The sequence below is a fragment of the Shewanella frigidimarina NCIMB 400 genome (assembly GCF_000014705.1).
GTDB lineage: Bacteria > Pseudomonadota > Gammaproteobacteria > Enterobacterales > Shewanellaceae > Shewanella > Shewanella frigidimarina.
Map to the genome: position 1 here is coordinate 4,780,281 of NC_008345.1, position 12,309 is coordinate 4,792,589.

General features: G+C 38.9%; 11 protein-coding genes. 3 read left to right on the forward strand and 8 right to left on the reverse strand.

The window, feature by feature from the left end; genetic code table 11:
• Positions 1-306 precede the first annotated feature (306 nt).
• Both SFRI_RS20605 and SFRI_RS20610 read right to left on the reverse strand, forming a co-directional pair.
• A complete protein-coding gene (locus SFRI_RS20605; protein WP_011639416.1) occupies positions 307-843 on the reverse strand; it encodes a YfiR family protein in 537 nt (178 codons plus the stop codon).
• 10 nt (positions 844-853) lie between these two features.
• Positions 854-2,890: a TonB-dependent receptor plug domain-containing protein gene (locus SFRI_RS20610; RefSeq protein ID WP_011639417.1), complete on the reverse strand. Its 2,037-nt coding sequence runs from the start codon at positions 2,888-2,890 to the stop codon at positions 854-856.
• 595 nt (positions 2,891-3,485) lie between these two features.
• Here SFRI_RS20610 and SFRI_RS20615 point away from each other — a divergent pair.
• Positions 3,486-3,737, forward strand: a complete 252-nt coding sequence (locus SFRI_RS20615; RefSeq protein ID WP_011639418.1) for an AbrB/MazE/SpoVT family DNA-binding domain-containing protein — start codon at positions 3,486-3,488, stop codon at positions 3,735-3,737.
• Positions 3,738-3,961: 224 nt separating this feature from the next.
• Here SFRI_RS20615 and SFRI_RS20620 read toward each other — a convergent pair whose 3' ends face one another.
• Both SFRI_RS20620 and SFRI_RS20625 read right to left on the reverse strand, forming a co-directional pair.
• The gene (locus SFRI_RS20620) at positions 3,962-5,461 is read right to left on the reverse strand and encodes a hypothetical protein (protein ID WP_011639419.1); all 1,500 of its coding nucleotides are present in this window, start codon (positions 5,459-5,461) and stop codon (positions 3,962-3,964) included.
• A gap of 38 nt (positions 5,462-5,499) precedes the next feature.
• Positions 5,500-6,677, reverse strand: a protein-coding gene (locus SFRI_RS20625) for an IS3-like element ISShfr6 family transposase (RefSeq protein WP_086019740.1) whose coding sequence is annotated in 2 segments (ribosomal slippage) — positions 5,500-6,419 and positions 6,419-6,677 — 1,179 coding nt in all. Because the reading frame shifts where the segments join, the coding sequence is not laid out codon by codon here.
• A 63-nt stretch (positions 6,678-6,740) separates the two neighbouring features.
• Here SFRI_RS20625 and SFRI_RS20635 point away from each other — a divergent pair.
• Positions 6,741-7,268, forward strand: a complete 528-nt coding sequence (locus SFRI_RS20635) for a hypothetical protein (RefSeq protein ID WP_011639420.1) — start codon at positions 6,741-6,743, stop codon at positions 7,266-7,268.
• Positions 7,269-7,294: 26 nt separating this feature from the next.
• On the forward strand, positions 7,295-8,656 hold the full coding sequence (locus SFRI_RS20640; RefSeq protein ID WP_011639421.1) for a phospholipase D-like domain-containing protein: 1,362 nt from the start codon (positions 7,295-7,297) through the stop codon (positions 8,654-8,656).
• Positions 8,657-8,846: 190 nt separating this feature from the next.
• Here the strand turns inward: SFRI_RS20640 and SFRI_RS20645 are convergent, their stop codons facing one another.
• The 4 genes from SFRI_RS20645 to SFRI_RS20660 all read right to left on the reverse strand — a co-directional run bounded on the left by SFRI_RS20645 (position 8,847) and on the right by SFRI_RS20660 (position 12,287).
• Entirely contained in the window at positions 8,847-10,028 is a 1,182-nt protein-coding gene (locus SFRI_RS20645; RefSeq protein WP_011639422.1) for a BaiN/RdsA family NAD(P)/FAD-dependent oxidoreductase, read from the reverse strand.
• Positions 10,029-10,152: 124 nt separating this feature from the next.
• A complete protein-coding gene (gene gpsA, locus SFRI_RS20650; RefSeq protein WP_011639423.1) occupies positions 10,153-11,169 on the reverse strand; it encodes an NAD(P)H-dependent glycerol-3-phosphate dehydrogenase in 1,017 nt (338 codons plus the stop codon).
• A 3-nt stretch (positions 11,170-11,172) separates the two neighbouring features.
• Positions 11,173-11,646: a protein-export chaperone SecB gene (secB, locus tag SFRI_RS20655; RefSeq protein ID WP_011639424.1), complete on the reverse strand. Its 474-nt coding sequence runs from the start codon at positions 11,644-11,646 to the stop codon at positions 11,173-11,175.
• Between the two features lie 206 nt (positions 11,647-11,852).
• Positions 11,853-12,287 (reverse strand): rhodanese-like domain-containing protein, encoded by a 435-nt coding sequence (locus tag SFRI_RS20660; RefSeq protein WP_011639425.1) that lies wholly within the window; start codon positions 12,285-12,287, stop codon positions 11,853-11,855.
• Positions 12,288-12,309 lie beyond the last annotated feature (22 nt).

The window sequence follows — 12,309 nt, forward strand, 5'->3', positions numbered from 1 at the left end:
TTTTTCAAAAAATTAAATCACACAAACAACTTATTCGATTAAGTTTAAAGTATGTTCAATGGTAAATCCATTAACATTTTACCAACAACCTACCAAAAATGAATCGTCAAATATCTCAATTTTGATCTTCTGTTAATTTTTGATGACATAAATATGACTATCGGCCAATCCAGTAATATCATTAGCAAGTTAACCTCTTTTGACTACCTCGAAAGGATTAAACATAATTGCTGATAGACTATTGCTCGCGATAATATCGCTAAGCATTATGTTAAACGATAAACTTCGATGACAAATTCATTACTTTCATCGCTTAACCTCAAGTGCCAATTTCAATACTTGAGAGCTGATAGTTAATCCAGATTTTGCTACCACTTGCATATTAACTTTAAAATACAATCGCTTATCTTGCTCGACGATTTCAATCATCCCGCCTTGCATTGCAAAACCTGTGATATCCGAAACCGTTAAAATAGCCTTATTATCGACAGCCACTAACAATCTATGGGTTAACTCCCTAGAGTTAGTGTCTACAAATACAACATCGCACTGATCGATTTGGCTTATTCCAGATAACTCAATGGCCATCACAGACTGAGTTCCCAGCGTTTTATCGGAAAGTCCCATGAAACTGTCGTGATATTGATTTCCGAAAAAACATATTTTCCATGCAGATGAGGTATTAAGACGCGCTTCAGGCCACTGAGTAAACTTAGCAAAGTTATAGGTTAATGCCGCTTTTAACTCGAATGCGTTCTGCGCCATAGAGACTCGCGGAAGCAAAATAGCTCCCACGACCAATAATGAATACAGTAACTGTCGACTTAAATTTGAGTTTTTCAATGTTGCTACCCTAAAAGGTCAAAGTAGCTTTAATATAATAACTTGGTCCCACACGATAAGGGAGTTGGTAACTTTCTCCTTCAAACTCAAGGTTTGCAGGATGAAGTAAATTTTTCCCGAACGCTGATAACATGACATCAGGCTTAACCTTCCAGTGCAGTCCTAAATCAACCCCGCTATAGCTATCAATTTCCTTAGTACTAAGGTCATTGATATTCAATACGTAAGCTTCATCAATAACACGCCAAACTAGATTAAAATCAACATTATCGCTAATGCTCCAATCCATCATTGTCGATATCATATGCTCTGGGGCATCAGTATTTTGACTTTGACTGGCACCAAATTCATTTTGAGTAAAACTATAATTTACTTTGAATTGGATAGTATCAGTTGCAGCCCACTGAGATGAGAGCTCGAATCCATAGTTATATCCATCAAGATCATTACTGAATGTTAAGTATTGCGAAATGTAATTGGGAAATGTGCTGAAATCTGTTGCACCGGCTGGAGCATTGCGCAATTGGTCATAATCGTTATAAAAAATTGTTGAATCAAATGACCATTTTTTAGCGGGCGTAAATCGATAACCTACCTCATACGAAATGATGACTTCAGATTTATAATCCTCGTTACCAGCCACCCATATACTAACCAATGGTGACTGAACTGAAGGCGGTATGATTTGTGAGTTCACCGATAGATTATTTTCTATCCGCGACGGAGTTCTGATTGCGCGTGCAACAGAGGCCCACAGATTATTTTTTTTATTCAACTGCCACATCAGGCGAGCATTCGGTTGAACCTCAAAGCCTGTGTAGTCATAGTGTTCGAAACGTGATGCTAGCGTCAACCACAACTCATCATCAACTAACGTAATTTCATCACGAATAAATGCGCTCCACAAATTGGTTCGAGTTGATTCTGACTCGCTACTTACAATAATAGTGCTTTGGTCGAAATCATCTTGAATAAAGCGGTAACCGAGTCCCCAGATAATATTATGATTTTGTCCAACAAGTAGCTGATGCTGAAAATCAACATCAACCGTTTCACTACTAAACCCATACCAATCATCGTCTCTTTTTGCATAATCGTAGTAAGCTTGAAGGCTATATTGAGAGGTTGGCGATAACGCTTTGGTGAGTTTTGATAATAAATTAAAGCCATCGCTGTTGATGTCATTACTATTAAAGTCACGATATGACGGACCAACTAATGAAGGGTAATAAGAGGTCTGCTGCATTTCAGTGCGGTACACATCACTGCTCAACATAAGGCTTGTGCCCGTATCAAGCTCCATATCAACGCGGCCTCCCACTTGAAGATGCATCCAATCGTTGTCTTTATCAACAGTGGCTAATTGCTCCGCAAGACCGCTATCGAGATCTTGCGAATTATACTCAAGCGAGTCTCTGCTATGGCCTTTTACATACACTCTTGATGTTGCATTATCTGATAATGTGGAACCATAACGAAAACCTGCAAATCCTTGCTCATAATCGCCAGCCCCCAATTCTGCATAACCACCAGATGTATCAGCACTGTGTTTGGTAATAATATTAATCACACCGTTTACTGCATTGGCGCCCCACATTGCCGCGCTAGGCCCGCGTATAACTTCTATGCGTTCAATATCGGCCATCAGTGTATCCTGAACCTCCCAGTAGACACCTGAAAATATTGGAGAATAAAGGGTTCGGCCATCCATCAATACCAGTAATTTGTTGTTGTAGCGCCCATTAAAACCACGGCTACTGATGGCCCACTTTTGAGAGTCAATCTGCCCGACATGCAGCCCTGGCACATCTCGAAGTACTTGCGGGATAGAAGTAGCACCAGAATTACGTATATGTTCGCTTGTGATGACATAGATTGCAGCGGGTGAATTCGATAAAGGCTGCTTTTGTTTTGATACCGAAGTCACCTCAACATTCAGTAACTCTTGTAGACTTAGATCGAAAGAATTTGATTCATCGGCAGTAGCTGTAGATGTAGCAAAGCATGCCAATAGCACAGAATAAAAAATAACGTTCAACTTTAACATTTCCAACAACCCCTCACTAAGCTAACGACAATTGTGAGAGCTTGCTGATTAAAGACTCAAAAAAAGTTCACAATTGATTTACATGATTAACTTACACGATTAAGTAAAAAAAGTATGTTACAGGATAAGAGATTAAGTAATTTTTGAGCGATAGATCTTGTGCAGAACAATAAAAATGCTCTTAGGATCGAAATCATCACAAAGAGTTTACCCCTAAGGGCGCTCTTTTGATCAGCTTTTCGTTTTAGCGTCGGCCTCAGTCCAGCTTGTAGAATTATTAAAAACAACGAGTTAGCCGCTACGGGTAATGAGTGCTTACGGGCAAACTTTATTGTCTCTACACAACAATTATGTAAGCGTGGAATTGGAGCGAAGACAAAGTTAGCCTGTGACACCTGATGCAGCGTTGCTATGTTTAGTACTTTCATGAAATTAAAGCGAAGACAATCTTAAGTGGCTGTTTAAATTAGATTTAATCTGTCACCCCCTCCGTTGGCTAATATGTAAGTCCACTAGCACATCGAAGTTATTATCCTTGTATAACACCATAATCGAAACTATATTTACATGAATGTAAACCTATAGGAGAACAGTCATGGTTACATCGAAGCTTCTAAAAATCGGTGACGCAGTAATGCTAACAATTCCTTCGACTATTCTTGAAGAACTAAATTTAAATGTGGGAGCAACAGTTCGCTTAACAATTGATAATGGCCAGCTAATACTTAGCCCAAAGCCTAAGTATTCTTTAGAGGAATTAATAGCTAAATGTGATGCGTCAGCGCCTATATCACCAGAAGTTCAAGAATGGCTTGATGCTCCAGCAGTAGGTAAGGAACTGTTTTAAAATAACTATGCAACCATAGTATAATTGGTCTATTAATATGCTTAATAAGCATTTATTTTTCATGGCTATACACGAAAGTCTTAAGCTTATTGGTCGTGATAATTATAGATTTTAAGCATCAATCGGAACAAATGAAAAACACTTTTTATTAGTATCAGATTCCCCCAATGTAGTGGTCAAGAAAAAATAGCACACCAATAAGATATAATATAATAGTTTCTTTACTAATCATTCGAGTATAGTTTTTTAGATATAACTTGATATGCCTTATCGGCACTTAAGTTCATATCTATTACTCCTAAAGATTTCCATCGCACATCATCTGCTTTCGGAAAGTGTAAACTTATAAACTCAAATGGAGACTTATCGTTTATTTGTTGCCCGGACTCACTTAACACATCCAAAACAGCGCTTTTTAGTAAATTTTGGGTGATACCCATACTCTTTGACATCTCACCAATTTTTGAGGTTAGCTCGTCCTGAGGCATTGCAAAAGTTGAGAGAGATGTAACGACCCTTTGCTTAATCCACTCCATTGACTTCTCTGATGCATTATTTAAACTTAAATCCCAAGTAACAAAAGGAGTGTCTGTACAAATGCAAATACCAATTCGTTCTAATAAACTATTAGCCTCTACAACATTTTCACTTTTACTATCCGCTTCAATAATCCCTAAATAGCTTGCTTGAAGAGTTGGTGGAAAGCTTAAGCTTATGTCATCTATACTTGTTTTCATTCTGGTTTTTTGCATAACTTTCAATGCAATAACATCAGGAGAGTTCTCGAGCATCATAGACAGATTATTAATAACAATATCTAGTAAATTTTCATCCAGCTTATTTCTTCTTAGTAAATTATGCGCGGCAAACAATCCAACTATTGGGTTTTCAAATTTGCCACTTAGGGCTTCTCGCATTGCTGCTCCAGTCAGATTACGTGAACCTGCCAATAATGACGTTGTCATGATTTCAGTAGCAGCCAAAGAAGGATCTTCAGGATTAAATCCAGAATGCTTGGGTGCCATTAACAATCTGAGACTGTTATAATCTATTTTTCCATTTGTGAATAATCCAAATATTTGAGTTTGGAAATAGCTTGTTAACCAGATTGGAATAGCACGTCTTTGTCGAGTAGACTCATTGATCTCAACAAGATATCCTCCGGAATCCAAAGAGAGTGAAACTCCAAACCAACCTTTTTCATCATCTTTTAGTACATTATGTATTTCGGAGTTAAAAACAATGTCTCCATTTTCTTTTAGAATACGCAAGTGAATATTTATGTCTTGAGCTAACTCTGCGCTGATAGTACGAATAAAAAACAATAAATTTGGCATTTTATGATCTAGTGATAAAGTCGCTCGACTTAACTGAAAAGCGGCATCAGCATAATAATCTTTAGAAGTAACAGCCTTAGCTAAGGGAACCGCGCTGTATACTTTAGGCTTTGGAGCACAAACTCTAGTATCATTGTTAAGCCTCACAAGTATTGATTCAGTTTGGCCGCCTAGCTCTCCATCTATTTGATATATACCTTTGCTAAGTTTTAAACTGACATGACTATCTCTAATCAGAAAATGTTGGACACTTTTATTTTTACTATCAATTAAATCGTCAACCATCACAGCTATTACATCACCATAACCGTTATAAATAGTAATATTTAAATTAGGATGATCAATAGATATAGTTAGTGTGTATTGTAAAGAATTAGAATCTGGCATGTTTATCTCCTTCTCGAACAGAAATGATATTGTAGTGGTCAAGTAATATTGGCCACGGTTTTAGAGTCATTCCAATATAAACGTTCTGACTCATTTGGAGTTAACCCACCATTATATTGATGGGGTCTAGTTTCACTGTAATATCCAGTGATGTAATTTGTGATCGCTTTGTCTGCTTCTGTAAAATTCCCATAGCCACTTGCGGGTACCCATTCAGATTTCAAACTTCTAAAGAAACGCTCCATTGGTGCGTTATCCCAACAATTCCCGCGACGACTCATGCTTTGCTCAATCTGAAGACGCCATAATAACTGTCTGAATTTCAAGCTTGTGTAATGTGAACCTTGGTCGCTGTGATATATCACATTCTCAGGTTTCCCCCTTAACTCAAATGCCATTTTCAAGGCTTTAGAGGTCAGCTCGCTGTCAGGCGATAATGACAAAGCCCACCCAACAGGTTTGCGGGAAAATAAGTCTAAAACAACGGCTAAATATGCCCAACGATTACCGACCCAAACATACGTCACATCGCCACACCACACTTGATCTGGTTGAGTTACTGCAAACTGTCGATTAAGCGTGTTTGGGATCGCTACATGCTCTTGTGCAGCTTTCCTATAAGAATGCTTAGGCTGCTGACAGCTTAATAATCCAAGCTTTCTCATTAGATTACGGGCTCGATAACGACTGAGATTAATCCCTTTGTTAGTCACTAATTGCGCTATCGTTCTAGCACCGGCAGAGCCATTACTAATACGATGCGCGGCCTTCACTTCACTGCATAAAATAGTAAAGTCAGCATCGATATGTTCTTTTCTTTTTAGCCAATATTTATAGCTACTTCGATGCACTTTGAATGCATTACAAATTGTGAGAATAGAGTGGCTCTGCTTGAGTGCGCTGATCAGCGTAAATTGTTCATCGAGTCTGACATCAAGAGAGCGGTAGCCTTTTTTAGAATAAGATTATGCTCCTCAAGACGGGCTACCTGTTTCTTCAGTTCACGGATTTCAATTTGTTCAGGGGTAATGGGAGAGGCTTTTGGCGTGCCACCCTGGCGTTCTAGTTTTAACTGTCTCACCCATTTATCCATGGTTGATTTACCCACGTTCATCGCCTTTGCTGCTTCGATGATGCTATGGTTTTTATCGAGGACTAATTGGGCTGCTTCAAGTTTGAATTCAGCACTAAATGTTTTTCTGGTTATCGATCTCATGTGTTCACCTAAAGTCATGTACGAGGTAATAATATCACCTCTATTTAGGTGGCCAAAATAACTATGCCACTACAGTGGTTAGCTTTTGATTACACTAACTATCGGCTATGTGGCAATGTTGGTAATAGAAAAAAAGGTGGCTGGTTCCCCTTAAAAGATAACTCTTTATATTCAACCTATGATAATCAAAGAGAAGAGTCAGAAGATGCTTATTTACTTGATCCTACTGATGAGGACGATGTAAACCTTATAGCATTTGATGAAACAGGAAATGCTATACCAGCACCTAAAGCATCTGATTGGGAAAGGTTCAGAGCAGAACAAACGATCGAACGTCTAAAACTCAATGAACATGCAGACCTTGCGGAAGCTAGGAGAAAAATTTGGCAAAAAGTCTGTTTTGAAGTTGAACAGTATCAAAAGTTTAAAGCTAGATGCAACAAGGGGGGAAACCCAGGTGCGCGGCAAAAAATGAAAGCTCACAGCCAAAATATTAAAAAATTGACGTCATTTGAAGCAGAACTTTCATCAGTTGCTAAATGGTGTATATTTTTCAGAGAAGATGCTCAATTAGCTCGATTAGTAGCTTAACCATATAACATGGACGTAATGAAAATATGAAGCTTATTGCCAACGGAATTAATAGCCAATTCTTATCCTCCTGCTTGCCTAATAATGGACAAGAGGTAGATGGCGTTTTAGCTGCTTTGGCATATGGCCAAGACTCTGATAATGTAACTTTTTTAAAAAATTGCTTGGATAACAAGTTCAGATTAGATATTTGGATGCGCCATGACGAAACTGTCCCTGTCAGCATAGGCCTGCTAACTAAGCTTCTAAAAAATATGAAAAATAATATTTTTTGTCAGCTAATCCCCGATGTAATGCATTCAAAGGTTATTTGGTGGCAAGGTTATGGAGCTTACATTGGATCAGCTAATCATACTAACAGGGCCTGGTGGACTAATATTGAAGCTGGAATATTTTTTACTGAAGAAGAGCTAATCTCAAATGATCTTATCTCTCAGCTTGAAATATTTTTTGAAGGCCTTAGAAATATAAAAGAAGCAATACCATTATCTCAAGACATAATCGAAGAACAGAAAAATCTCTTAGAGTTGAGAAAAAAATCAGGTATTGAGCAGATTGAGGTGCAGCTAAAGAAACAAAGATCGGTGCCAATTTTCGAAGGTATCAATGGTTACGCTAAAAAATCATCTATTGATAAGAAAAAAGAAAAATTCAAGAAAGAGTGGCAATCTACAATTACGATAATCGACAATATAGCTTCACAAATAAATGACTACCGCCCTAAATGGGTTTCAGCTGATATTCCCGCTTATTGGCACGTTGACCAATTTTTGCATGCATATTACTACAATCAAGTTAGACAAAATAATAATACTTACCCATATGAGGAGTTTTATTCAAAACATGAAAGAGATCCTAATTCAGCTTTAATGAGAGCTCTAAGTTGGTGGCAAAGTCTGACAAAAGCGCCCTCTAATGAAGATGACACTTTCCACTATAGTGCACCAAAACTCATGGAACTTCTCGCAAAAAATAAGCTGTTATCGTTATCTGTAGATGATATTGAAGAAATGTGTAGGTGTACTCATGCCACTAAAGATCACTTGATAAAAATGTCCACTGCAACATTGGGTAGATCTGATGTGATTACATTATCACGAGAAGAAAGATTACCATTATTTGCTAGTTGGTTAATGAATCAGCGTAATAAAAAAGGCCAAGATATCCGTCAAATTTTGTTTGATATTCTGTATAAAGAAAAGCCCAAAAACATTTGGGAACGAATATTTCTAGCGAGTATGACAGATGAAGTTTGGATACCACATTACGGAATTAATTCAATCGCTGAAGTAGTAGGTTGGGCGCAACCAGAAACAACGCCCCCTAGAAATGGAAGAACAAACAAAGCACTGAGAGCTTTAGGTTATCCTGTAAAAATTAACTTCTAAAAAGAGACAAACTTGACTTTGTTTCTTTTTTAAACGGTTAGTCGCAAATTTAAATAAATCTCTAAACATCAAAACGAAGACAATCTTTTAAGCTTAATAATCAATATCATAGATTATTTTTAAGGAGTTTCCGCAAAAAGATTGTCTTCGTTTAATTCCAATTGTCTTCGTTGCAATTCCACGAAAACAATTAAACTGCCAATCCTGCAGCAACACCAGAGCTCCAAGCCCACTGAAAATTAAACCCGCCTAACCAACCACTTACGTCCATTACTTCACCAATAAAGTACAATCCAGAGACCTTATTAGCTTGCATGGTTTTAGATGATAATTCATTGGTGTCAACGCCGCCTAAAGTGACTTCTGCGGTGCGGTAACCTTCAGTGCCATTCATGGTAATAGACCAGTCGTTTAAGTCGTTAGCGAGTTTTTCTCGCTCGCCGTGGCCGAGTTGGTTTAATGCTTTATCGAGTTGAGACTCGTCAAATAGTGTTTCAACCAAACGCTTAGGTAACCACTGGCTTAAGGTATTGCGTAGACTTTGCTTTGGATGATGTTTCAGTGCAAATTCAATTTTATCTAACGCGTTTTCACCCGGTAATAAATTGATAGAAATGGCTTCACCTGGCTGCCAGTAATTAGAAATTTGCAGTATTGCTGGGCCTGATAGACCACGATGAGTAAACAATAACGCTTCGCTAAATTGAGTACCATCTTGGGCGGTAATGGTTGTTGGTACAGCAATACCCGATAACGGCTCAAAGCGCACTTTTTGTTCGGCATGCCACGTAAATGGAACTAAACCAGCACTGGTAGATAACACAGTTAAACCAAATTGCTCTGCCAGCTTATAGCCATAAGGCGTAGCACCTAATTTGGGCATGGACAAACCGCCAGTCGCTATCACTAACGACTCGCAGCTAAAGTCGCCATTTGAGGTAGTTAAATTAAATCCTGTATCTGTTTTAGTAACAGATAGCATTTCAGTACGCAGCTTTACTTTAGCGCCGGCCCATTCGCATTCAGTCATTAACATGGTGACGATTTCTTTGGCTGAGTCATTACAGAATAACTGCCCATGCTCGCGCTCATGGTATTCAATACCATGACGTTCAACCAGCTCAATAAAATCGCTTGAACGATAGCGAGCTAATGCTGATTTTACAAAGTGTGGATTGCCACAAATAAACTGGTGCGGCTCAACCTTTTGGTTGGTAAAGTTACAACGTCCGCCACCACTAATAAGAATTTTTTTGCCCGCTTGTTTGGCGTTGTCTAACACCAATACATCACGACCTCGATAGCCCGCGGTTGCAGCACACATTAATCCTGCCGCGCCGGCGCCGATAATAATTACGTCATGATGTTTCACGTTTTACTCCACACTTTAAATGGGTTGTTTTGTATTTAATTGATAAATATTAAATGCAAAAAAGGATGCTATTTTAGCATCCTTTTTGGTATCTACTCACGGTTAACTTAGCCGCTCTGTTACACTATTTTTTCAGTGTTTCAGATTTTTTGTCTCGACTGAGTAACTCTTTTGCTGCTTCAACGGGTGCTTTACCTTGGTATAACACTTGGTAAATTTGCTCGGTGATCGGCATTTCTACCCCTAGGCGTTTGGCTAAGGTAAACACTTCTTTAGTGTTTCGGTAACCTTCGACTACTTGACCGATTTCTTCTTGGGCGGTGATCACGTCTTTGCCTTGACCTAAAGCCAAACCAAAACGACGGTTACGCGACTGATTATCGGTACAGGTTAGTACCAAGTCACCTAAACCAGCCATACCGATAAAAGTAGATGCATCGGCGCCGATAGCTTCACCTAAGCGACTCAGTTCCACTAAACCACGAGTAATAAGTGCAGTGCGTGCATTTGCACCAAAACCAATACCGTCGGACATACCTGCACCAATGGCAATCACGTTTTTAACCGCTCCGCCTAATTGTATGCCGATAAAGTCGTCATTTGCGTATACACGCAAGCGTTTTGGACTATGAAGCAATTCGACCAAGTCATGGGTAAACTGTGGGCATGTACCTGCAACCGAAATAGCGGTAGGTAAACCAGCGGCTAATTCTTTGGCAAACGTAGGCCCAGACAACACAGCTAGTGGATAATGTTCACCTAATTGCTCACGAGCAACATCTTGTAATAAACGGCCAGTTTCAGGCTCTAAGCCCTTGGTCGCCCACACAATACGTGCATCGTCACGCAATAATGGTTTTGCTTGCTTAAGCACGTCACCAAATACATGGCTTGGTACAACAACCAAAATATTCTTGCTAGCGGCTAAGGCTTTGCCTAAATCAGCTTCGATGGATAAACAATCAGGAAACTGAATGCCAGGCAAAAAACGTTCATTACTGCGACTTTCCGCTAACACTTGCATGCTTTTAGGATCGTGACCCCAAAGCAATGTCTTATGGCCGTTGCTGGCTAAAGAAATAGCAAGGGCGGTGCCATAAGACCCCGCCCCTAATACCGTAATTTCGGCAGCGTTATTCATAAATTATGCAGTTGCTTCTTCAGTTGCAGCAGCTTGACGCTGTTGAACGTACTGAGCAAATAGAGCATCAAAATTCACTGGAGCAAGGTTTAGTTGTGGGAAAGTACCACGGCCAACTAAGTTGCCAACTAATTCACGTGCGTATGGGAACAATACGTTAGGGCAATATGCACCTAAAGAATGGGCAAGTTGTTGCTCAGTTAAACCAACAATCGAGAAAATACCCGCTTGCTGAACTTCACATAAAAATGCAGTGTCTTCGCCATTTTTAGCGGTAACAGTCAGTGATAAAATCACTTCATATGTGTCGTCAGACAATTTGTTACTGCGAGTATCTAAATCTAATTTTACTTCTGGGTTCCATTCTTTCTGGAAAACAGCTGGGCTGTTTGGCGTTTCAAAAGACAAATCCTTTGTATAAATACGCTGAATGTTGAACTGTGGTGCTTGTGCTTCGTTGTTTGCTACTTCAGCCATAATTTCCTACCTATCAATGTTATTTAGCTTTTCTGTGAAGCTAATTGTGTTGGGCTTTCACTCAATGCATAAAGAATTAATCTAACATTAGTGCTATCCCGTAAAGTTGATCCAGCTCGATAAATAATAACGAACAGGATCTTGATAATAAACCGTGTTAACTCATACCCAAATTCGTTAACACTGAATACCATTAAGCAACGATATTAACGCTTGCTTTTAACGACTGGTAAATTAGCACCTTGCCATTCGCCCATGCCACCTTTAAGGTTAAACACGTTTTCAAATCCTTGTTTAGTAAGAAGTTGAGCTGCTTGGCCTGATGTCATACCTGAGTTACATACTAATATAATGGGGCTGGTTTTAAACTTTTCAAGGCTAGTGACTTGATTATTTTTAATTTCTGATAAGGTCACATTGAGTGAATCAACAATATGGCCTTTCTTAAATTCTTCTTTGCCACGCACATCAACGAGTTTGGCATCTTGCTTATTCACCATGAGTGTTAGCTCTTGATGACTGACATTCTTCACTTTTGATGTACCAGATTTAATGACACTAACAACAAGTGCTACAAACAAGCCGACCCACGCTAAGCTTAACATTGGGTTCGCTTTAAAAAATTCCATATATTCTTGCATAATTACTGATTTCTCTGACGAT